23 protein-coding genes are annotated in these 22660 nt (G+C 62.0%); 16 read left to right on the plus strand and 7 right to left on the minus strand.

The window, feature by feature from the left end; translation table 11 throughout:
• Nucleotides 1-41: 41 nt before the first annotated feature.
• The 6 genes from FHX08_RS16370 to FHX08_RS16395 form a co-directional block, all read right to left on the minus strand.
• Entirely contained in the window at nt 42-1001 is a 960-nt protein-coding gene (locus FHX08_RS16370) for a 2-hydroxyacid dehydrogenase (RefSeq protein WP_132653057.1), read from the minus strand.
• 23 nt (nt 1002-1024) lie between these two features.
• Complete coding sequence (locus FHX08_RS16375) at nt 1025-2653, minus strand: ABC transporter ATP-binding protein (protein WP_132653058.1); 1629 nt, start codon at nt 2651-2653, stop codon at nt 1025-1027.
• Nucleotides 2650-3795 carry an ABC transporter permease gene (locus tag FHX08_RS16380; protein ID WP_132653059.1) on the minus strand — a complete coding sequence of 382 codons (1146 nt, stop codon included), beginning with the start codon at nt 3793-3795 and terminating at the stop codon, nt 2650-2652. Before FHX08_RS16380 ends, FHX08_RS16375 begins: the two co-directional genes overlap by 4 nt.
• The gene (locus tag FHX08_RS16385; RefSeq protein ID WP_132653060.1) at nt 3795-4883 is read right to left on the minus strand and encodes a microcin C ABC transporter permease YejB; all 1089 of its coding nucleotides are present in this window, start codon (nt 4881-4883) and stop codon (nt 3795-3797) included. Before FHX08_RS16385 ends, FHX08_RS16380 begins: the two co-directional genes overlap by 1 nt.
• Before the next feature lie 149 nt (nt 4884-5032).
• A complete protein-coding gene (locus FHX08_RS16390; protein WP_184327326.1) occupies nt 5033-6865 on the minus strand; it encodes an extracellular solute-binding protein in 1833 nt (610 codons plus the stop codon).
• 107 nt (nt 6866-6972) lie between these two features.
• Nucleotides 6973-7608: a TetR/AcrR family transcriptional regulator gene (locus FHX08_RS16395; RefSeq protein ID WP_132653062.1), complete on the minus strand. Its 636-nt coding sequence runs from the start codon at nt 7606-7608 to the stop codon at nt 6973-6975.
• Nucleotides 7609-7647: 39 nt separating this feature from the next.
• On the opposite strand from FHX08_RS16395, the gene FHX08_RS16400 reads away from it, so the two are divergent.
• The 7 genes from FHX08_RS16400 to FHX08_RS16430 all read left to right on the plus strand — a co-directional run bounded on the left by FHX08_RS16400 (nt 7648) and on the right by FHX08_RS16430 (nt 14602).
• Nucleotides 7648-8220, plus strand: a complete 573-nt coding sequence (locus FHX08_RS16400) for a hydrolase (protein WP_132653063.1) — start codon at nt 7648-7650, stop codon at nt 8218-8220.
• Nucleotides 8221-8316: 96 nt separating this feature from the next.
• Complete coding sequence (gene mepA, locus FHX08_RS16405; RefSeq protein ID WP_132653064.1) at nt 8317-9405, plus strand: penicillin-insensitive murein endopeptidase; 1089 nt, start codon at nt 8317-8319, stop codon at nt 9403-9405.
• Nucleotides 9406-9504: 99 nt separating this feature from the next.
• Nucleotides 9505-9885, plus strand: coding sequence for a methylglyoxal synthase (locus tag FHX08_RS16410; protein ID WP_132653065.1), 381 nt, complete (start codon nt 9505-9507; stop codon nt 9883-9885).
• Nucleotides 9886-9913: 28 nt separating this feature from the next.
• Nucleotides 9914-10930, plus strand: a complete 1017-nt coding sequence (locus tag FHX08_RS16415; RefSeq protein WP_132653066.1) for a glucokinase — start codon at nt 9914-9916, stop codon at nt 10928-10930.
• 383 nt (nt 10931-11313) lie between these two features.
• Complete coding sequence (locus FHX08_RS16420) at nt 11314-13101, plus strand: ABC transporter ATP-binding protein (protein WP_132653068.1); 1788 nt, start codon at nt 11314-11316, stop codon at nt 13099-13101.
• Between the two features lie 18 nt (nt 13102-13119).
• Entirely contained in the window at nt 13120-13944 is an 825-nt protein-coding gene (dapB, locus tag FHX08_RS16425; RefSeq protein WP_132653069.1) for a 4-hydroxy-tetrahydrodipicolinate reductase, read from the plus strand.
• A 22-nt stretch (nt 13945-13966) separates the two neighbouring features.
• A complete protein-coding gene (locus FHX08_RS16430) occupies nt 13967-14602 on the plus strand; it encodes a 2,3-bisphosphoglycerate-dependent phosphoglycerate mutase (RefSeq protein ID WP_132653070.1) in 636 nt (211 codons plus the stop codon).
• Nucleotides 14603-14657: 55 nt separating this feature from the next.
• Here the strand turns inward: FHX08_RS16430 and phnF are convergent, their stop codons facing one another.
• Nucleotides 14658-15395 carry a phosphonate metabolism transcriptional regulator PhnF gene (gene phnF / locus FHX08_RS16435; protein WP_132653071.1) on the minus strand — a complete coding sequence of 246 codons (738 nt, stop codon included), beginning with the start codon at nt 15393-15395 and terminating at the stop codon, nt 14658-14660.
• 118 nt (nt 15396-15513) lie between these two features.
• Between phnF and phnG the strand changes: the two genes are divergently transcribed.
• From phnG to phnD, 9 genes are all read left to right on the plus strand, one after another.
• Nucleotides 15514-15990 (plus strand): phosphonate C-P lyase system protein PhnG, encoded by a 477-nt coding sequence (phnG, locus tag FHX08_RS16440; protein WP_132653235.1) that lies wholly within the window; start codon nt 15514-15516, stop codon nt 15988-15990.
• Complete coding sequence (phnH, locus tag FHX08_RS16445; RefSeq protein WP_132653072.1) at nt 15990-16598, plus strand: phosphonate C-P lyase system protein PhnH; 609 nt, start codon at nt 15990-15992, stop codon at nt 16596-16598. The genes phnG and phnH overlap by 1 nt, the downstream gene beginning before the upstream one ends.
• A 4-nt stretch (nt 16599-16602) precedes the next feature.
• Complete coding sequence (locus tag FHX08_RS16450; RefSeq protein WP_132653073.1) at nt 16603-17709, plus strand: carbon-phosphorus lyase complex subunit PhnI; 1107 nt, start codon at nt 16603-16605, stop codon at nt 17707-17709.
• On the plus strand, nt 17706-18581 hold the full coding sequence (locus FHX08_RS16455) for an alpha-D-ribose 1-methylphosphonate 5-phosphate C-P-lyase PhnJ (RefSeq protein WP_132653074.1): 876 nt from the start codon (nt 17706-17708) through the stop codon (nt 18579-18581). The genes FHX08_RS16450 and FHX08_RS16455 overlap by 4 nt, the downstream gene beginning before the upstream one ends.
• Nucleotides 18578-19354, plus strand: a complete 777-nt coding sequence (gene phnK / locus FHX08_RS16460) for a phosphonate C-P lyase system protein PhnK (protein WP_132653075.1) — start codon at nt 18578-18580, stop codon at nt 19352-19354. Before FHX08_RS16455 ends, phnK begins: the two co-directional genes overlap by 4 nt.
• A 12-nt stretch (nt 19355-19366) precedes the next feature.
• On the plus strand, nt 19367-20077 hold the full coding sequence (gene phnL, locus FHX08_RS16465) for a phosphonate C-P lyase system protein PhnL (RefSeq protein ID WP_132653076.1): 711 nt from the start codon (nt 19367-19369) through the stop codon (nt 20075-20077).
• Nucleotides 20074-20691, plus strand: a complete 618-nt coding sequence (locus tag FHX08_RS16470; RefSeq protein ID WP_132653077.1) for a DapH/DapD/GlmU-related protein — start codon at nt 20074-20076, stop codon at nt 20689-20691. Before phnL ends, FHX08_RS16470 begins: the two co-directional genes overlap by 4 nt.
• Before the next feature lie 118 nt (nt 20692-20809).
• Nucleotides 20810-21655, plus strand: a complete 846-nt coding sequence (gene phnC, locus FHX08_RS16475) for a phosphonate ABC transporter ATP-binding protein (RefSeq protein WP_132653236.1) — start codon at nt 20810-20812, stop codon at nt 21653-21655.
• Nucleotides 21656-21742: 87 nt separating this feature from the next.
• Complete coding sequence (gene phnD / locus FHX08_RS16480; RefSeq protein ID WP_132653078.1) at nt 21743-22651, plus strand: phosphonate ABC transporter substrate-binding protein; 909 nt, start codon at nt 21743-21745, stop codon at nt 22649-22651.
• The last annotated feature ends 9 nt before the right edge of the window (nt 22652-22660 follow it).

Raw genomic sequence — 22660 nt, forward strand, 5'->3', positions numbered from 1 at the left:
GCCAGGAAAACGACATGCGGCGGGGATGGTTCCGAGGCGGCTCAGTATCCCGCTTTGCGATCGACGACGAACTGCAGCGGCTCGCCACGTTCGAAGCGGGCGATCTGCATTTCGACATGACGAAAAAGCGCGTTCTCTTCGGAGATCGCGGCGTCATGCGGCGTGATGAAGACATTCTCCAGCTGCCAGAGCGGGTCGTCCGCCGGCAGAGGCTCGACCTCGAACACATCGAGCGAGGCGCCGCCGAGCACGCCGGCCTCGATCGCCGCGACGATATCGGCCTGGACCTGGCTCTTGCCGCGGCCGGCATTGATGAAGACGGGCTTGCCGAGCGCGCCGCCCTGGCGCAGCCTGGCGAAGAAGGCCTTATTGTATAGGCCTGTCGTATCCGGCGTCAGCGGCAGAAGGCCGACGACGATATCGGTCTTTGCCAGGAAGGCGTCGAGCTCCGGCCCGCTGAAGGTTTCGATGCCATCGACCTCTTTCTTCGAGCGCGACCAGCCGATGACGTTGAAGCCCATGACACGCAGCTTGGCGACGGCATCCTGGCCGAGAATGCCGAGGCCCATGACGCCGACGGTGATTTCGGCAGCTTCCGGCGGCACGAGCTTGCCCCAGATACGGTTGCGCTGGTCCTTGTCATGCTGGCGCTGCAGGCGCAGATGCATGAGGCACTGCATGACCACCCATTCGCTCATGCGCGTCGTCAGGCTGCGATCGACGAAGCGGACGATCGGCAGATCGGGCAGATCGGGAATGGACAGGATGCTATCGACCCCGGCGCCGCCGGAAAAGAGCACCTTGAGGTTCGGGGCGCGCTTGAAAATATCCGCATCCGGCTTCCAGAGCAGCGCGTAGTCGATGCCGGTTAGGTCCAGCGCCTTGCTGTCCGGGTCGGCGGCATTGATGCTGCCGCGGTCGGCAAAGGCGGTCTTCAGGATACGGGCGACGGTTTGGGGATCGAACTTGAGGTCGACGACAACGGGAGGTTTTGCTGACATGATTTTCTTTGCTGCTGTCCGTCTTATTGCTGGACCGCTGCGGTCGGCACCGCCTCGATATTGAAGGCGGCGGCCATCAGCGCCCTGGTATAGTCATGTTTCGGCGCCCGGAAGATCTCCGCCGATGGCCCCTGCTCCACCACCTTGCCGAAGCGCATGACGATGACATCGTTAGCCAGCGCTTTCACCACTTTCAGGTCGTGGCTGATGAAGAGATAGGCGAGATCGTGCTTCTTCTGCAGGTCTCGCAAGAGGTCCACCACCTGCGCCTGCACGCTCATGTCGAGCGCCGAGGTCGGCTCGTCGAGCATGACGAAACGCGGCTTCAGCACCATGGCGCGGGCAATGGCGATGCGCTGGCGCTGGCCGCCGGAAAATTCATGCGGGAAGCGCCAGCGGGTCAGTGGATCGAGCCCGACCTCCTCCAGCGCCCAGCAGACGCGCTGGTCGCGCTCCTCGGCAGAAAGCGAGCGCTCGTGCACCTTCAGGCCTTCGGCGACGATATCGCCGACCGACATGCGCGGGCTGAGCGATCCATAGGGATCCTGAAAAACGACTTGCAGCTGGTTGCGCAGCGGCCGCATTTCCGTGAATGAATAGTTCGCTATATCTTTTCCGACGAAGGAAATGCGGCCCTTCGAGGAGATGAGGCGGGTCAACGCCAGGCCAAGCGTGGTCTTGCCGGAGCCGGATTCGCCGACGACGCCGAGCGTCTGGCCGGAGCGCAGCGTCAGATCGATGCCATCAACCGCCTTCACGTGATCGACGACCTTGCGCATGAAGCCGGCCTTGATCGGGAACCAGACCTTGATGTCGCTGCCTTCCATGACGACAGGCCTGGAAGGATCGGTGACCGGCGGTTCGCCGCGCGGCTCGGAGGCGAGCAGGTGGCGGGTATAATCGTGCTTCGGATTGGCGAAGACCTCTTCCACCGTGCCGGTCTCGACGATCTTGCCCTTGGTCATGACGCAGACGCGGTCGGCGAACTTGCGCACGATGCCGAGATCATGAGTGATGAAGAGCATGGACATGCCATGCTCACCCTTCAATTTGCGCAAAAGTTCGAGGATCTGCGCCTGGACGGTCACGTCGAGCGCTGTCGTCGGCTCGTCGGCGATCAGCAGTTCCGGCCGGTTGGCGAGCGCCATGGCGATCATCACGCGCTGGCGCTGGCCGCCCGAGAGCTCGTGCGGATAGGCCTTCAGGCGCTTTTCCGGCTCGCGGATGCCGACCTGGTTCAGGAGTTCCAATATGCGGGTGCGCGCAGCCTGCCCCGTCATGCCCTGATGCAGCGCCAGAATCTCGGCGATCTGCTGCTCGATCGTGTGGAGCGGATTGAGCGATGTCATCGGCTCCTGGAAAATCATGGTGATGTCGTTGCCGCGCACTTCGCGCAACTCGCGATCGGAGGCCTTCAAGAGATTCTTGCCCTTGAAGAGGATCTCGCCGCCCGGATGGCTGGCCGAAGGATAGGGCAGAAGCCGCAGGATCGAATTTGCCGACACCGACTTGCCGGACCCGGATTCACCGACAAGCGCCAGGACTTCGCCCTTGCCGATATCGAAGGAGATGCGGTCGACGGCGAGCGAGGTTTCGCCGCCTTGATGGAAGGCGACCGAGAGATCGCGGACGGAGAGCAGGGATTCACTCATTGGAACGTCTTTCTCGGATCGAAAGCATCGCGCACTGCTTCGCCGATGAAGATCAGCAGCGAGAGCATGATCGACATGGTAAAGAAAGCCGTCAGGCCGAGCCATGGCGCCTGGAGATTAGCCTTGCCCTGGGCGATCAGCTCACCGAGCGAGGGAGAGCCCGGCGGCATGCCGAAGCCCAGGAAATCGAGCGAGGTCAGCGTGGTGATCGAGCCCGAAAGGATGAAGGGCAGGAAGGTCAGCGTCGCTACCATCGCATTCGGCAGCATATGCCGCCACATGATGGTGCGGTTGTTGACGCCGAGCGCGCGGGCGGCCCGGACATATTCGAAATTGCGGGCGCGCAGGAACTCGGCGCGCACGACGCCGACGAAGCCCACCCAGGAGAAGAGCAGCATGATGCCGAGCAGTACGAAAAAGCCGGGGGGCAGGATGGCGGCGATGATGAGCAGGATATAGAGCACCGGCATCGAGGACCAGATCTCGATGAAGCGCTGGAAGAGCAAGTCCGTCCAGCCGCCGAAATAGCCCTGGACGGCGCCGGCCGTGACACCGATGACGGCCGAGCAGATGGTGAGCGCCAGGCCGAAGAGCACGGAAATGCGGAAACCGTAGATGACGCGGGCGAGGACATCGCGCGCCTGATCGTCCGTGCCGAGCCAGTTGAGATTGCCAAGCCTGCAATCGGGATCGTTGGCACCCTGCGGATAGGCCGAGCAGCGCTCCTCCTTCGACATCAGCCAGAACGGCGGCGTCGGGGCCGAATGCGGAATATTGGAATTGACCGACTGGTAGGAATAGCGGATCGGCGGCCAGATCATCCAGCCATTGGCATTGATCTCATCTGCTATGACGGAAGAGCGATAGTCCGTCTCGGCCAGGAAGCCGCCGAATTTCTCCTCAGGATAATTGATGATGACGGGGAAAAGGATTTCGCCCTTGTAGGAGGCGATGATGGGCCTGTCATTGGCGATAAACTCGGCAAAGAGGCTGAGCACGAAGAGGATAAGGAAGAGCCAGAGCGACCAGTAGCCGCGCCGGTTCGCCTTGAAGTTCCGCCAGCGGCGGATGTTGGTCGGCGACAGCAGGCCCTTGCGGGGCGGGCGTACGGGCGTCGTCGTCGGGTTTGCGGCGGCATCCATCAGACGTCCCTCCGCTCGAAGTCGATGCGCGGATCGATCCATGTATAGAGCAGATCCGAGATTAGGCTGACGAACAGGCCGAGCAGCGAGAAGATGTAGAGCGTCGCAAAGACGATCGGATAGTCGCGGTTGACGACCGAGAGATAGCCGAGGCGGCCGAGACCATCGAGCGAGAAGATGTTCTCGATCAGGAGCGAACCGGTGAAGAAGGCGGAGATGAAGGCGCCGGGGAAGCTCGCGATGATGATCAGCATGGCATTGCGGAAAACGTGGCCGTAGAGCACCTGGCGCTCGGTGAGGCCCTTGGCGCGCGCGGTGATGACATATTGCTTCTTGATCTCGTCGATGAAGGAATTCTTGGTCAGAAGCGTCGTCGTGGCGAAGGATGCGAGCGACAGCGAGATCAGCGGCAGCGTGAGGTGCCAGAAATAATCGAGCGGCTTCTGCCACCAGGCCAGCTGGTCGAAATTGTCCGAGACGAGACCGCGCAGCGGGAACCAGTCATAGAAGGAACCGCCGGCGAAGAGCACGATCAGCAGGATGCCGAAGAGGAAGCTCGGCACTGCATAACCGACGATGATGACGCCTGAGGTCCAGACATCGAAGGAGGAGCCGTCCTTGACTGCCTTGCGGATGCCGAGCGGAATGGAGATGGCGTAGGAAAAGATCAGGATCCAGATGCCGAGTGAGATCGAAACCGGCAGCTTTTCGGCAATCAGATTGAGCACGGTCGTGTTGCGGAAGAAGCTTTCGCCGAAATCGAAGCGTATGTAATTCCACATCATTTCGCCGAAGCGGGTCAGCGGCGGCTTGTCGAAACCGAACTGCTTTTCCAGCTTGGCGATCAGCTCCGGATCGAGGCCCTGGGCGCCGCGATATTTGGAATTGGCGTCATCTCCCGCGCCGCCCAGGAGATCGCCGCCCCCGGAGATGCGCTGGTCGGCGCTGTCGGCCTGACCGGTCAACTGGGAGATCACCTGTTCGACCGGACCGCCGGGCGCGAATTGAACGACGATGAAAGAAATCGCCATGATGCCGATGATGGTCGGGATCATCAGAAGCAGGCGGCGAAGAATATAGGCGCCCATCAGTCTCGGGCCTCCAGGAATATCGTCGCCTGCGCGCCGTCCAGTCTATTGCCGTTCAATCTGCCAGCCTTCCTTTGCCGGATTATGCCGGCATTTCGTGATTCGCGGATGCCATTTGGAGCGCAGGCCCCCTCGCATTGCAAGCCTGCTCATTTCGCCGCGGTGGACCACCAGGCATCGGGGAAGCCAAGGCTGTACGTCGGAAACTCCGCCGGAGGCGTCACCGTATTCCAATAGGCAATCGAATAGGTGTCGCGGTAGAACAGCGGAATGACATAATGGTTGGCGAGCAGCACACGGTCCATCGCCTTGATGGCGGCGACCTGTTCATCGCGGTTGGGGGCGAAGATGATCATGCGAACAAGCGCATCGACGGCCGGATTGGCGATGCCGGCATAGTTGCGCGAGCCCTGCTGGTTGGCGGAACCCGAGCCCCAGTAATCGGCCTGCTCGTTGCCCGGGTTCATGGTCTGCGCCCAGACATTCCAGATCATGTCGTAATCGAAGCTGCGGGCACGGTTGGTATATTGCGCCGCATCGACGGTGCGCACCCGCGCATCGATACCAATCTTCTTCAGATTATTGGCATAGGGTACTGCCCAACGCTCCAGCATCGGGCTCGACAGGAGGATTTCGAAACTCATCGGCTGGCCGCTCTTGGTATTGACCATGCGGTTTCCCTTCAATTCCCAGCCGGCCTCCTTCAGCAGTGCGATGGCCTTGCGAAGATTGTCCCGGCTCTTTTGCGGATCGCCGCCGACGGGATTGCTGTAGGGCGTGGTGAATACCTCCTGCGGCACCTGATCCTTCAAGCCCTGAAGGATTTCCAGTTCCCTGCCCTGGGGTAGGCCGGACGAGGCGAGATCGGTATTCCAGAAATAGCTGTCGATGCGTTTGTAGCTGTTGAAGGCGACGGTCCGGTTCAACTCCTCGAAGTCCAGGCCGTAATTCAGGGCCTCGCGAACCCGCTCGTCCTTAAAAATGTCGCGGCGCATATTCGGCACGAGAGCCTGCATGATCCCGGTGGAACGCAGCGGATTCGGAACGTCCTGCTTCTTGACGCGCCCGTCCTTCACGGCCGGAAAATCATATCCCGTCGCCCAGCGCGCCGCGGTCGTCTCCTGCCAATAATCGCTGTTGCCGGCCCGGAAAGCCTCGAACTCCACGTCCCGATCGCCATAATAGGTGTAGAGGATGTTGCGGAAATTGTTCTGGCCGACATTCACGTTGAGGTCCTTGCCCCAATAATCGTCGCGCAGCTCGTAGCGGATCGTCGCGCCGGGCGAGAAGGCGGCAATCTTGTAAGGTCCCGAACCCATGACAGGCTCGAGCGTCGTCTTCGAAATGTCGCGCGGCTTGCCGTCCGGTCCCGGGGCTTCCCACCAATGTTTGGGCACGACAACCAGCTGGCCGAGAATGTTTGGCAGCTCGCGATTATTCTTTTCATCGAAGGTGAATGTGACGTCCCGCTCGCCCGTCTTTTCGGCCTTGACGACGTGACGGTAGTAGTTCCCGGCGAGCGGATTGAGCTCCTTGGTCTTGTCGAGGCTGAAAATCACGTCTTCGGGCGTGACCGACTGGCCGTCTGCCCATTTCGCTTCCTTGCGGAGTCGGAAGGTCGCGCTGGAAACATCCGTCGGATAGGAAAGACCTTCGGCAAGCAAACCGTAGGAGACGAGGAGTTCGTCGTCTGCCGATTTCATCAGCGTGTCGTAGACAAGCGACAGGCCGACAGCCGTCTCGCCTTTCGCCAGCAGCGGATTGAAAGTGTCGAACGTGCCACTCGAAGACAGGCGCAGGTCACCGCCTTTCGGGGCACCGGGATTGACGTAGTCGAAATGAGTGAAACCCGGCTTGTACTTCATTTCGCTGATGACCGAGCTGCCGATCTGGAACTGCTGGTCCTCAGCCAACAGAGTCACAGGCGCGAGCGCCCCCGCCAAAACCACCAGCAGACCGATTTTCGACCACGAGGCCATCATTCAGCATTTCCCTGTTTATTAGCTTTCGCCGACAATACGAAAAATGCCGGCGAAAAACAGGTGAGAGTTTGTTTTTTGCCGGGCTCGCAATATTTTGACCTGACCGTTTACGTGCAGGGCGTCACTTCCTCGAGACGCTTGCGCAACATCCGCCGCAGTTCGCCAACGAGACGTGGATCACCAGAGCCATCGGGGTCATTGGCGGCTGCGACGACGATGCGCAGCAGCTCGAGGACGAGAGCGCCCAGAAGATCGACATCACGCTCGACCGAAGGCTCGGCATTCTTGAGGAGTGCGGTGATGCTGACGCGAAGCTCCGCGCGCGATTTTGCCTTGCGCTCCTTGGGTACATCGCGCCTGGCGGCGAGAACGGGAAATTCCGGATGTTCCTCGAGAAAGCGGCCGAACCGCGTGAAGATCGCATCGCCGATCTCGGCCGCACTCCCGCCGCGGGTCTTCTCCGCGAGCTCGGTGAGGCAGCCGTTCAACTGCTGCAGGCGGTCGATGTGTAGCGCTTCGGCAAGCAGGAGCTTGGTCGGGAAGAATTGATAGAGTGAGCCGATAGAGGAATTGGCGGCTGCGGCAATCTCCGTCATGGTCGCGGCGTCATAGCCCTTTTCGAGAAAGACCCTGGCCGCTGCTTCGAGGAGGACGGCGACGCGGTCGTGGCCGCGCTGACGTTTCGGCACGCGGGTCTGCGGTTCGGGGCTTGATTTTTGTGAGGTTATCCTCGTATCTGTCATTGTGAGGATACCCTCATATTTTCTTCCCCGGAGATTCCCATGTCCCTCTACGATCCCAAGACCACAGCACTCATTTCCATCGACCTGCAGGGCTTCATCGTCAGCCGGCAACTTGCGCCGCATTCGGCCGAGCAGGTGGTCGAGAATACCGCCGCGATCGCACGGAAGTTGAAGTCCGAAGGCGGCACGGTGATCCTCGTTACCGTCGGATTCTCCCCGGACTATGCCGATGCTGTCAACCAGCCGGTGGACGAGCCGGCGGTTTTCCCTCAAGGCGGCCTTCCGGCCGAAGCGCTTGCGGCTCCTGCGGAAATCGCCGCGCTCGATGTCGACGTCCATATCGTCAAACAGCAGTGGAGCGCCTTTTATGGTACGGCGATGGATCTCCAGCTTCGCCGCCGCGGCATCAAGACCGTGATCCTGACGGGCATCGCAACGAATTTCGGCGTCGAGGCAACGGTCCGCGATGCCTTTGCCCATAACTACGCCGTCATCGCCGTCGAGGATGCGATGGCGACCTTCACCGCCGAAATGCATGCGCTTTCCTGCGGGCGCATCCTGCCTCGGCTCTCGAGGGTGCGCAAAACGGCCGATGTTCTTTCCAACGGCTAAAGCCTTTCCCGTGCCACCCGCCAATCATCGATTCACCAAAATTGCTTTTCACGGTAGATTCGATTGCAAATCACTCTGGCGCAATATGGGAACGGCATGGCTTTCGGCTTAATTCGGGCTTTCGGGACTCAAGCTTTCGGGACTTTCGGCAAGCTGATATTCGCTGGCGCAATGGGCGCAAGCCTTGTCGCCGGCGATGTCGGCGCTCAGCAGAAGACACCGAGCCCCGGCAGCGCCAAGGCGGTTTTCGGCGCGATGAAATTGCCGACGCAGGGACCGGCGCAGCCGATCGGTTTCTATGCCAAGGGCTGCATGACAGGCGCCGAAGCGCTGCCGGCAGACGGGCCGACCTGGCAGGCGATGCGGCTTTCGCGCAACCGGCGCTGGGGTAATCCGGCGATGATCGCGCTTCTGGAGAAATTCTCGCAGGATGCGCATGACAGGATCGGCTGGCCGGGCATCCTCGTTGGCGACATCGCCCAGCCGCGCGGCGGGCCGATGATCAACGGCCATGCTTCGCATCAGATCGGCCTTGATGCCGACGTCTGGCTGACGCCGATGCCCTCGCACCGCATGAGCTACGAAGAACGGGAGAACCTGCCCTTCATCAGCATGCTGCAAAAGGACAAGTTCCTGACCATCGATCCCAAGGTTTGGAGCGAGCAGCGGGCAGCGCTTCTCATGCTGGCTGCGAGCTATCCGCAGGTCGAGCGCATCTTCGTCAATCCGGCGATCAAGAAGAAGATGTGCGACACCTGGACGGGTGATCGCACCAATCTCGGCAAGCTCAGGCCCGAATACGGGCACGATTCGCATTTCCATATCCGCATCAAATGCCCGCCAGGCGTCAAGAGCTGCACGCCGCAGCCGCCCGTCGCCGCCGGCGACGGCTGCGACAAGTCGCTTGCCTGGTGGTTCACTAGGGAACCCTGGGCGCCGCCGAAACCGCCGAAGCCCGGTGTAATACCGAAGCCGCCGCGTGAAGTCATGGTCTCCGACCTGCCGAAGGCCTGCTCTGCCGTTGTCGATGCCCCGTCCATCGCCTCTGCCGAAGCTGGAACCTATGGCGGCCCTTCTGCGGCGAGTGCACTGGCGGCGGCACCGGCTACCGCATCCGCCATCGATGCTGGCACTGCACTGCCTTCCGTCGGCCCGCTTCCGAGCGACAAGCCCGTCGGGCCATAGGCCTGTGCAACAAGGCTGCCGGCGGCTGTCTTTCAAATCGCAAACGGCTGGTGTAGAAGCGGCCAAACCGATTGAATTACTCGCGCGGAGGTTCCGTTCATGGCCGGCGACAAATGCCTCGCATTGATTGCGCATGACCAGAAGAAGGACGAAATGGCGGAGTTTGCCCGCCGCAACAGAGACCTCCTCGCCAAATGGAAAATCGTCGCCACCGGCACGACCGGCGGGCGCGTGCTTGACGCGGTTCCCGACCTTCACGTGACGCGGCTGAAGAGCGGCCCGCTTGGCGGCGACCAGCAGATCGGCGCCCTGATCTCGACCGGCGAAGTCAGTGCCCTGATCTTCTTCGTGGACCCGCTGACGCCGATGCCGCATGATGTCGACGTGAAGGCGCTCATGCGGCTTGCGATCGTCTACGACATTCCGATGGCGCTCAACGAGTCGACAGCCGAAAAGCTTCTCCCTACCCTTAACGCCTGATATCTCGGGCTACAGCACGGAACCGGCCATGACTGCATCCTCCACTCCCTTGCCCTTTCCGATCCTGATCGGCGATATCGGCGGCACGAATGCCCGCTTTTCCATCCTGTCGGATGCCTATGCCGAGCCGAAGCAGTTTCCGAATGTGCGCACGGCCGATTACGGGACGATCGACGAAGCGATCCAGAAAGGTGTCCTGGACAAGACGTCCGTGCAGCCGCGCGCCGCAATCCTTGCCGTCGCCGGCCCGATCAAGGCCGATGAAATCCCGCTGACCAACTGCCCTTGGGTGGTGCGGCCGAAGACGATGATCGAGGGGCTTGGCCTCGTCGATGTGCTCATCGTCAACGATTTTGAGGCCCAGGCGTTGGCGATCGCCGCACTGTCCGACGAAAACCGCGAGCGCATCGGCTATACTTCTGACGACATGGTGGCGTCCCGCGTCGTGCTCGGGCCCGGCACCGGCCTCGGCGTCGGCGGCCTGGTTCACGCTCAGTCGACCTGGATCCCAGTTCCCGGCGAAGGCGGCCATGTCGATCTCGGACCGCGCAGCAGGCGCGACTATGAGATCTTCCCGCATGTCGAAACCATCGAGGGCCGGATTTCGGCCGAGCAGATCCTCTGCGGCCGCGGCATCGTCAATCTCTATCGCGCCATCTGTGCCGCCGACGGTCTCAAACCGACGATGTCCGATCCGGCCGATATCACCTCGCATGCACTCGCCGGCAGCGACAAGGTTGCCGTCGAAACGGTCTCGTTGTTTGCGACCTATCTCGGGCGCGTCGCGGGCGACATGGCGCTCGTCTTCATGGCCCGCGGCGGCGTCTATCTCTCAGGCGGCATCTCGCAGAAGATTCTTCCGGCGCTGAAAGGGCCGGAATTCCGCGCCGCCTTCGAGGATAAGGCGCCGCATTCCGCGCTGCTGCGAACGATCCCAACCTATGTCGTGACGCATCCGCTCGCCGCTCTGGCCGGGCTTTCCTCCTATGCGCGCATGCCCGGAAACTTCGGCGTTTCGACGGACGGCCGACGCTGGCGGCGTTAGAGCCTTTCCTGATTAGATTGAAGCATTCTGTTGGCTCAAACGGAGTCGGATGGTCGACCGGCCGGCACGCGTCGTAGCCCAGATCTACGGCCAAGCCGGCCGGTCGATCAGCCGGCCCGTTTCAGCCAACCCCGGTGGTTTGCTTGCAAACCAGCTAGGGCCGGGCATCGTTGCGCCAGGAGAAGCGATCGGCTCGGACGTATCTAGAGGTATGCCCGTCGCCAATCGCTTCCGCCCTGACACAAAACTGCTCCGGCAGAATGCTTCAAGCTAACCAGGAAAGGCTCTAAGTCAGCTAGCCAAAGCTCCTCCAACTCTTTATAGAGCGCGCGAATATGCGTGCCGCGCCTGCGGCATGCGGCCCTGAGACAGGAAGCCTATTTTTGGAAGCCGCCGAAAGCAGAAAGCCAAACGTCAACAGCGATACCGTGACCGGCGTCCTGAAGCGTATCATTGCCGAAAACGGCCGGGACCATCTCTGGGGCTATGTCTTCGCAATCGCCTGCCTTATCGTCGTGGCGCTTTCGACAGCGTTTACCGCCTGGATCATGCGGGCGATCATCGACGAGGCCTTCGCCAACCGGCGCGCCGACGTCGTCTGGATCATCTGTCTTTCGATCTTCATCGCCTTCATGCTGCGCGGCTTTGCGAGCTACGGGCAGGGCGTCGCGCTGTCGCGGATCGGCAACGATATCGTCGCGCGCTATCAGCGGCGCATCTATTCACATCTGATGACGCTCTCCGTCGGCTATTTCAACGAGGCACGCTCGGCCCATATCGCCGCGCAGGTCAGCCAGAACGTGACCGGCATCCGCGACGTGCTGAACCTCACGATTACCTCGACGGTGCGCGATCTCCTAACCTTCGTCTCGCTGATCGGCGTCATGGTGCTGCAGGATCCGCTGCTCAGCCTCGCCGTGTTCATCCTGGCGCCGCCGCTGCTCTATGCGCTGCGCTATGTTTCCAAGCGACTGCGCTCGGCCACCCGGGAAGCGGTCAACCTCAACAGCCATGTTCTCGGCGCCATGCAGGAAACAATCCAAGGCATTTCCATCGTCAAGGCCTTCACGATGGAAGAAGCGCTGGAGAACAAGGTCAACAAGCTGATTTCCGCTGCCGAAGGCCGGGCAAACCGTATCGCGCGGCTTTCGGAGCGTACCTCGCCGCTGACGGAAAGCTTTGCCGGCTTTGCCGTTGCAAGCGTGCTTGCCTATGCCGCTTATCGGTCCATCTATCAGGGCGTGCCGCCGGGCGCCTTCTTCTCTTTCGTCACGGCCCTCCTGCTCGCCTATGATCCGGCCCGCCGCCTCGCGCGCCTACAGGTGCAGATGGAGCGAGCCGTGGTCAACGCCCGGATGATCTACGAGCTGCTCGACATGGAGCCGCGCCAGCGCGAACTGCCGGATGCAAAGCCGCTTGTCGTGTCCGAGGCGAAGATCGAGCTGCGCAACGTTTCCTTCGCCTATGGCAACGAGAGCGTCCTGAACGGCGTGACGCTGACGGCTGAGGGCGGAAAAACGACTGCCCTCGTCGGCCCTTCGGGCGCCGGCAAATCCACCGTCATCAGCCTCATTCCGCGCTTTTACGATCCGAAGGAAGGTCAGATCCTGATCGACGGACAGGATATCGCCCATGTTACCAAGCAGTCGCTGCGCCGCCAGCTCGCCTATGTCTCGCAGCAGCCCTATCTCTTCGAAGGCACGATCCGCGACAATATCCGCTACGGCCGCCCCGAAGCGACGGACGACGAAATCGAAAAGGCAGCGCGGCTTGCCTATGCGCATGACTTCATCGTCGCACAGCCGCAGGGCTACGATACGCCCGTCGGCGAAAATGGCGTGACGCTGTCCGGCGGCCAGCGCCAGCGGCTGTCGATCGCCCGCGCGCTGGTGCGCAACGCACCGATCCTGCTGCTCGACGAGGCAACCTCGGCACTCGATACGGAATCGGAAGCGGCCGTACAGAAAGCACTCGACGAAGCCATGACCGGCCGCACTGTCGTCGTCATCGCCCACCGGCTTTCGACCGTGGTACGCGCCGACAAGATCATCGTCATGCAGCAGGGGCGCGTCGTCGAAGAAGGCAGTCACGAGACGCTTGCGAAGGTCAGCGACGGACTTTACGCTCGCCTCAACAATCTGCAGAGGCCTTCGGCTTCTGATTCATTTTAATCGGGATGACGGACTGACATGAGCGACGCTGCGATGAAACTGGTTGTGGTCGGAGCGGCGGGACGCATGGGACAGACGCTCATCCGTCTTATTCATTCCATCGACGGCGTGACGCTGCATGCAGCGGTCGCGCGGCCGGGCTCGCCCTTCGTCGGCAAGGATGCCGGTGAGGTCGCCGGTCTCGGCGCCAATGGCGTCATCATCGGCGACGATCCCTTGACAGCGTTCCTGCACGCCGAGGGCGTGCTGGATTTCACATCGCCCGCCACGTCAGTGGAATTTGCCGGATTGGCAGCGCAGGCGCGTATCGTTCATGTCGTCGGCACGACCGGCTGCTCCGACGAGGACAATGCCAAGATCGCGGCCGCCTCCCGCCATGCCCGCATCGTCCAGTCGGGCAATATGAGCCTCGGGGTTAATCTGCTCAGCGTGTTCGTGCAGCAGGCTGCTCAGGCGCTCGACCCTGCTGACTGGGATATCGAAATTCTCGAAATGCATCACAAGCGCAAGGTCGATGCGCCCTCCGGCACCGCATTGCTGCTTGGTGACGCCGCTGCAAGCGGCCGCAATATCGATCTTGCCTCGAAATCCGTGCGTGTGCGCGACGGCCATACTGGCGCGCGGGACGCCGGCACTATCGGCTTTGCGACGCTGCGCGGCGGCTCCGTCATTGGCGAGCATTCCGTACTCTTTGCCGGCGAAGGCGAGACCGTCACGCTTTCGCACAGCGCAACCGACCGTTCGATCTTTGCGCGCGGCGCCATCAAGGCGGCCCTTTGGGCGCGCGACAAGAAACCGGGTCTCTATTCCATGCTCGACGTTCTCGGGCTTTCTTCTCATTGACCATCTCTCGGAGGCATTTTTCATGAGCGGTACCCTCGTCCTCGTTCGCCACGGCCAGAGCGACTGGAATCTCAAGAATCTCTTCACCGGCTGGAAAGATCCTGATCTGACCGAGCTCGGCATCCAGGAAGCCACGACTGGCGGCCAGGCGCTTGCCGACTACGGCATCAAGTTCGATGTCGCCTTCACCTCCGCACTCGTGCGCGCCCAGCACACACTGAAGCTGATCCTCGACAAGGTCGGCCAGCCGGGCCTGGAAACGATCCGCGACCAGGCGCTGAACGAGCGCGACTATGGCGATCTCTCCGGCCTCAACAAGGATGATGCCCGTGCCAAATGGGGCGAAGAGCAGGTGCATATCTGGCGCCGCTCCTACGACATCCAGCCTCCGGGCGGCGAAAGCCTGCGCGACACCGGGGCTCGCGTCTGGCCGTACTATCTCACGGAAATCCTTCCACGCGTGCTGCGTGGCGAAAAGGTGCTCGTTGCCGCGCACGGCAATTCGCTGCGTTCGCTCGTCATGGTTCTCGACCGCCTCAACCGCGAACAGGTTCTGTCGCTGAACCTGGCGACGGGCGTGCCCATGGTATACAAGCTGAACGCAGACTCGACGGTCGCTTCCAAGGAAGTACTCGGCGACATGTCTGGCGCGCACTGAGCGCGGTCAGGCACCAGTAAAGCTAGGCCGGGCGTGAGTCCGGCCTTTTCCGTTTTCAGTTTTCGATGGTGAACTGAACGCGATCGGCCGCAAAACGGCTGATCGAATATTGCACCGGCACGCCTTCCAGATCGGTGTTCATCGCCTTGGTGATCAAGAGCACGGCGCCCGGCGTCAGTTCCAGATCGGCAATATCTCCGGAATCGGCATGGGCGGCGGTGATCTCCGTCGTGGCACGCACATAGTCCGACAGGCCGAGTGCGGCAAAGGCCTTGGTGATGGACTCCGTCTTCCGATAGATCTCGCCGATGCCGGCAAAACGAGCGGCCGGGAACCAGCTCGTTCCGCGCGCGACGGGCCGTTTATCCGCGTCGCGCACCGTTTCTAGACGAATGACCGGCGTGCCCTGTTCCACGCGCAGCCAGCGGGCCACCTCGGCATCGGCCGCTTCCTCCGCATGGCCGAGCAGGAGCGCATGTGTCTCGCGCGCCTGGTCCCTCAGGCCGTCGGTAAAGCGGGTACGGCGGCTGATCGGAAAATTCAGGCGCTCCTTGCGCTCGATCAACGTGCCGCGGCCTTGCACCGCACGCACGATGCCTTCCTGGGCAAGTGCGGCAAGTGCGCTGCGAACAGTATGCCTGTTGACCCCGAATTGAAGCGCAAGGACCGTTTCCGGTGGCACCATGCCGGTTTGATCGTAAACGCCACTGCTGATCGCCTCGCGGATCCTGTCGGCGATCTGGCGCCAGAGCGCCACACCCGTCTGCCGCTGCACCTGCTTTATTCCTGCCATTACACCCCATCCAGCCAATTCGGACGCGCCTTGTCACACGCTTGTCACGTCGCCGATTTAGGGATAGGTATAGCTTGTACGGTTGTCTATATCAATAGACATTTTCGAGGAAAAGATGATGACGGCAGCGGAGAAGACGGAAGCTGCGGCGCGGACGGAGGGCGGGCGCAAGCGTACCGTCGATCTGCTCGCGCGCGCCGAAAAACAGGAATTGCTGGCGGCGTGGGACGCGCTTGCCGAACAGCCGGTGGTGCAGCCGGTGCGCGGCCCGGAAACCGGTCTCGTCATGGTTCGCGGCCGCATCGGCGGCGGTGGTGCGCCCTTCAATCTCGGCGAAGTGACCGTGACGCGCGCGACGGTACGGCTTGCATCCGGCTCGGTCGGTCACGCCCAGGCGCTCGGCACCGACCGCGAGAAGGCACGGCTTTCGGCGATCTTCGACGCACTCTGGCAGGAAGAGGCAACCATGCGCTTCGTCGAGGAAAAACTGCTTTCGCCGATCGCCCGGCGGATCGCCGATGACAACAACCGCAAGGCTGAAGAAACGTCCGCGACCCGCGTCGACTTCTTCACCATGGTCCGGGGAGAAGACTGATGAACCTCAAGACCGACGTTTTGACCGGTGGCTTCACTGAGCCGGTTTTCCACGCACAGAGCGTGTTCAAGATGCTGATGGATGGCATGGCCCGCCCCGGCACGATCCAGTCCGTCACGCCCGATGTGACGCCGCCCGCACCACTCGGCATTGCCGCTGGCGCGATCGGCCTGACGCTCTGCGACCACGACACCCCCGTCTGGCTCTCCGCCGAGCTTGCCAAGTCGGCCGTTCCGGAGTGGCTCGGCTTCCATGCCGGTGCGCCGCTGACGGCGGAAAAGGCGGAAGCGCGATTCGCCTTCGTCGAAGCCGGTATGGCGCTTTCTACTTTCGGCCTCTTTGCGGCCGGTACTCAGGAATATCCCGACCGTTCGACGACCGTCGTGATCGAGCTTGCCGATCTCGAAGGCGGGCGCCGTCTCGCTTTGATGGGGCCGGGCATCCAGAGCGTAATCGAGATCGCCCCTATCGGCCTACCGGAAACCTTCCTGCGTCTCTGGACGGAAAACCGCGCACTTTTCCCACGCGGCGTAGACATCGTGCTGACGGCGGGCAAGCGTTTCCTCTGCCTGCCGCGCACCACCAAGATCACAGCAACGGAGATCTGAGCTCATGTATGTTGCCGTCAAGGGTGGCGAGGCCGCCATCGCCAATGCCCACCGCCTGCTCGCCGACCGCCGGCGCGGCGATCGTTCCGTGCCCGCTATCGGCATCGAGCAGATCGTCGAACAGCTCGCTCTCGCCGTCGACCGCGTCATGGCCGAAGCTTCGCTTTACGACCGCACGCTTGCCGCACTTGCCGTACGCCAGTCGCGCGGCGACATGATCGAGGCGATCTTCCTGCTGCGCGCCTATCGCACGACGCTGCCGCGCTTCGGCTACTCCAGGCCGCTCGATACGGCCGACATGCAGATCGAGCGCCGCATCTCGGCTACCTACAAGGATCTCCCGGGCGGACAGCTGCTCGGCCCGACCTTCGACTATACGCACCGTCTGCTCGATCCGACGCTTCTGACGGATGAGGCTGTGGAAGAGCCTGCCCAGCGTCCGGCCGAGACCGGCCGCGTCATGCGCGTCTCCGAAATCCTCGGTCAGGAGGGCCTGATCGAAAACGACGGTGAGCTTCCCGAAGACCACGAGACGGGCGACCTGACGCGCGAACCGATGGAATTCCCGATGACTAGGGATCTCCGCCTGCAGGCGCTTGCCCGCGGCGACGAGGGCTTTCTGCTGGCGCTCGGCTATTCCACCCAGCGCGGCTATGGCCGCAACCACCCTTTCACCGGTGAAATCCGCATCGGTGAAGTCGAGGTGGAATTCGACGTGCCAGAGCTTGGCTTTGCTGTATCGCTCGGCACGATCCAGCTCACCGAATGCCAGATGGTCAACCAATTCAAGGGTTCGGCCAAGGCTCCGCCGCAATTCACGCGCGGCTACGGCCTCGTCTTCGGCCAGAGCGAACGCAAGGCGATGGCGATGTCGCTGGTGGATCGCGCGCTGCGCGCCGAAGAACTCGGCGAGGATATCACCGCGCCGGCGCAGGACGAGGAATTCGTCATTTCCCATTCCGACAACGTCCAGGCGACCGGCTTTGTCGAGCACCTGAAGCTTCCGCACTATGTGGACTTCCAGGCCGAACTCGACCTCGTCCGCCGCATGCGCCGCGAATTCGAAGCCGCGCGCAGCAGCGGCGAGACCCAGAAGGAGGCCGCCGAATGAGTGATCTCGCCACCTACAATTTCGCCTATCTCGACGAACAGACCAAGCGCATGATCCGCCGCGCCATCCTGAAGGCGATCGCCATTCCCGGCTATCAGGTGCCTTTCGCCAGCAGAGAGATGCCCATGCCCTACGGCTGGGGTACGGGCGGCGTGCAGGTAACGGCCTCGATCATCGGGCCCGAGGACGTTCTGAAGGTCATCGACCAGGGCGCCGACGACACGACGAACGCCGTCTCCATCCGCGCTTTCTTCCAGAAGGTCGCCAATGTCGCCGTCACGACGCATACCAAGGACGCGACGATCATCCAGACGCGCCACCGCATTCCGGAGGAAAAACTCGGCGAAGGCCAGGTGCTCGTCTATCAGGTGCCGATTCCGGAACCGTTGCGCTTCCTCGAACCGCGCGAAACCGAGACCCGCAAGATGCACGCGCTCGAGGAGTACGGCCTCATGCATGTGAAACTTTACGAGGATATCGCCCGCAACGGCCGCATCGCCACGACCTATGCCTACCCGGTCAAAGTTCATGGCCGCTATGTCATGGATCCCTCGCCGACGCCGAAATTCGACAATCCGAAGATGCACAGATCGGAAGCGCTACAGCTCTTCGGCGCCGGTCGCGAAAAGCGCATCTATGCCGTGCCGCCCTATACCGATGTCGTCAGCCTGGACTTTGAAGACCATCCCTTCGAAATCCAGCGGTTCGGCAAGCCCTGCGCGCTCTGCGGCGCCGAGGACGTCTATCTCGACGAGGTGATCCTCGACGACAAGGGCGGGCGGATGTTCGTCTGCTCCGATACCGACCATTGCGAAGACCGCCGGGCACACGGACATGCCGGCGAAATGCTGGCCCGGGAGGCTGCAGAATGACCGACACGCCGCTTCTTAAAGTCAACGACCTCTCTAAGTTCTACGGCAACCGTATCGGCTGCCGGAACGTTTCCTTCGAACTCTGGCCGGGCGAAGTTCTCGCCATCGTCGGCGAATCCGGTTCGGGCAAGACGACGCTGCTGAACTGCATCTCAACCCGGCTGATGCCGACCACCGGCACTGTCGAATACCATATGCGCGACGGTACCTACCGCGACCTCTATCACATGAACGAGGCCGAGCGCCGCTTCCTGATGCGCACCGACTGGGGCTTCGTGCACCAGAACCCGGCCGACGGGCTGCGCATGACGGTCTCTGCCGGCGCCAATGTCGGCGAGCGCCTGATGGCGATCGGCGATCGGCACTACGGCAAGATACGCTCCACCGCCATTGATTGGCTGGAGCGCGTCGAGATCGATGCCGGCCGCATCGACGACCAGCCCCGCGCCTTTTCCGGCGGCATGCGCCAGCGCCTGCAGATCGCCCGCAATCTCGTGACCGGCCCACGTCTCGTCTTCATGGACGAGCCGACCGGCGGTCTCGACGTCTCCGTGCAGGCGCGTCTCCTCGATCTGGTGCGCACCCTTGTCAACGATCTCGGCCTCTCGGCCATCATTGTTACCCACGATCTCGCCGTCGCCCGCCTTCTCTCTCATCGCATGATGGTGATGAAGGATGGCCTGGTCATCGAGCAGGGCCTCACCGACCGCGTGCTGGACGATCCGCGCGAGCCCTACACCCAGCTCCTCGTTTCCTCGATCCTGCAGGTTTAAGAAAGAAGAACCATGGCAACGCCTCTCGTCGTTTCAGAAGTGGCCAAGAGCTTCACCATGCACCTGCGCGACGGCATCAAGCTGCCGGTCGTCTCCGATGTCTCCTTCTCGGTGGCCTCGGGCGAATGCGTCGTGCTCGGTGGCCCCTCGGGCATCGGCAAAAGCTCGCTGCTCAAGATGATCTACGGCAATTACGCCGTCGATACCGGCCAGATCCTCGTCAACCATAAGGGCAAGGTTGTCGATCTCGCCTCCGCCGACCCGCGCACCATTCTCGACGTGCGGCGCCAAACGCTCGGCTATGTCAGCCAATTCCTGCGCACCGTGCCGCGCGTGGCGGCAATCGATGTGGTCGCAGAGCCGCTGCTCGCGCGCGGTGAAGCTGCCGCCAGCGCCAGACAAAAGGCTGCCATCTTGCTCGAAAAGCTCAACCTGCCGGAAGCGCTCTGGCAGTTGCCGCCCGCCACCTTCTCCGGCGGCGAGCAGCAGCGCGTCAACATCGCCCGCGGCTTCATCACCGATCATACGATCCTGCTGCTCGATGAGCCGACGGCCTCGCTCGACGCGAAGAACCGCGCCGTCGTCGTCGGCATGATCGAGGAAAAGAAGAAGGCGGGCGTCGCCCTCCTCGGCATCTTCCACGATGAGGAAGTGCGCGAGGCAGCTGCCGACCGCATTCTCGACGTTCAGCAATTCTCTCCCCGAAAGGCAATCGCAGCATGAGCCGCAATCTGGGCATCGAACCCTATGTCCACGCGACCGCCTCCGTCTCCAAGTCGACCTTCGGCCGCTATACAGAAGTCTCCGAGCGCTGCCGCATCAGTGAGGTGGAGTTTGGCGACTATTCCTACATCATGCAGGACGGCTCCATCTGGTGCGCGACGATCGGCAAGTTCGTCAACATTGCCGCCGCGGTGCGCATCAATGCCACCAACCATCCGACCTGGCGCGCGACGCTGCATCACTTCACCTACCGCGCCGTCGACTATTGGCCGGATGCCGACATGGAGACGGAATTCTTCGAATGGCGCCGCTCGAACCGCGTCGTGATCGGCAATGATGTCTGGATCGGCCATGGCGCGACGATCCTGCCCGGCGTCACGGTCGGCAATGGTGCGGTCATCGGTGCTGGCGCCGTCGTCTCCAAAGACGTCGCTCCCTACACGATCGTCGGCGGCGTGCCGGCCAAGCTCATCCGGGAACGTTTCCCAAAGGAGGTCGGCGAGCGCATGGACAGGCTTGCCTGGTGGGACTGGGACCATGCTCGCTTGCGCGATGCACTGGCGGATTTCCGGGCGCTTGAGGCCGAAGATTTCCTCTCCCGCTACGGCGGGTGAGCTGAATGCCGCGACGCGGAGTTTTGTGACAGGACTTACACAAAACTGACATGCGAGCTTCATGAAGCGGGACTAATGCGATCCCTTAAACAAGCCTGAAATACGAAGGAAGAGCATGATGTTCGAGCTGAAGAATGTCACACGCCGTTTCGGAAAGAAGCTCGCTGTCGATTCCGTAACGCTGGACATTCCCCAGGGCCAAATGGTCGGCATCATCGGCCGCTCCGGCGCCGGCAAGTCCACCCTGCTGCGCATGATCAACCGCCTGCAGGAACCCTCCTCCGGCACCATCCACTTCGGGGGTGTCGAGGTTTCCGGCCTTCACGGCAAGGCGCTGCGCAACTGGCAGCGCGACTGCGCGATGATTTTCCAGCAGTTCAACCTCGTGCCGCGCCTCGACGTTCTCACCAACGTCATGCTCGGGCGTCTGAACCACCGCTCGACGATGCTGAGCCTGCTCAACGTCTTCGGCCGTGAGGAACGTATCCAGGCCATCGCCGCGCTCGAACGCCTCGGCATCGAGCAGACCGCGCTGCAGGCGGCCGGCACGCTTTCGGGCGGTCAGCAGCAGCGCGTGGCGATCGCCCGCGCGCTGATGCAGAACCCGAAAATGGTTCTTGCCGACGAACCGATCGCCTCACTCGACCCGCTGAACGCCAAGATCGTCATGGACGCTCTGCGTGACATCAATGAGCGCGAGGGCATCACCGTCATAACCAACCTGCACACGCTCGATACGGCCCGCAACTACTGCGAACGCATCGTCGGCATGGCAGGCGGCCGCGTCGTCTTCGACGGCAAGCCTTCCGAACTGACTACCGAGGCCGTCAAGGAAATCTACGGCACGGACAAGGACGGCGCCGGCATCGACGAGACGATGACGTCGACCGCAATCAACATCGCTCCGGGTGGAGCGGAAAACCAATCCGCCGGCGACCAACCGCTGGCGCTGGCCGGTCTGTGAGAGGGACGGCCGCGATCGAACGCCCGCGTCAAGGGCACATTTCTTCGTAACAAACGACCGGACCCCCGGCCATTCAGGAGAGACCCCATGTTGAAGAAAGCACTTTTTGCTGCAACGGCGATCCTGTCGCTCGCAGCTGGCGCTGCCAATGCCGCTGACCTCAAGGAATTCCGCGTCGGCATCCTTGGCGGCGAAAACGAAACCGACCGCCTGCGCAACTACGCCTGCCTTGCAGACCACCTGAAGCAGGAATTCGGCTTCGAGAAGGTTTCGCTCTTCCCGGCCGCCGATTATGACGGCGTCATCCAGGGCCTGCTCGGCGGCACGCTCGACTTCGCCGAACTCGGCGCTTCCGGCTACGCATCGGTTTACCTGAAGGATCCCAAGGCTGTTACGCCGATCCTGACGACGCAGCAGAAGGACGGTTCGACCGGCTACTATTCGATCGGTCTCGCTCTGAAGTCCTCCGGCATCAAGACCATCAAGGACGCCAAGGGCAAGAAGCTCGGCTACGCAGATCCGGACTCCACCTCGGGCTATCTCGTCCCGCTGACGCAGATCCCGAAGGACACCGGTATGCCGAACGACAAGTTCTTCGCTTCGACGCAGTTCAACGGCGGTCACGAAAACAACCTGCTCGCTGCTTATGACGGCAAGGTCGATGTTGCCGTTGATGACAGCTCGGGCATCGGCGACTTCAAGGATGGCTACACCTCCGGTACCTTCCGCAAGGAAGTCGACAAGGGCGCCGTCGATCCGAACAAGCTCGTTGAAGTATGGCGTTCGCCGCTGATCCCGAACGGCCCGCTCGTCGTTCGCAACGCTCTCGGCGAAGAGTGGCAGAAGAAGCTCACCGCCTTCTTCACAGCCCTGCCGGAGAAGGACCACAAGTGCTTCGCTGCTGTCGAAGGCGGCGATTACAAGGGCTACGCCCCGGTCAAGCACGACTTCTACAATGCCGTTGTAGAAGTTCGTAAGGCTGCTATCGGCGGCTGATTACGCCAC

It is taken from the genome of Rhizobium sp. BK529 (genome assembly GCF_014194105.1).
In the GTDB taxonomy this organism is placed as follows: Bacteria; Pseudomonadota; Alphaproteobacteria; order Rhizobiales; family Rhizobiaceae; genus Rhizobium.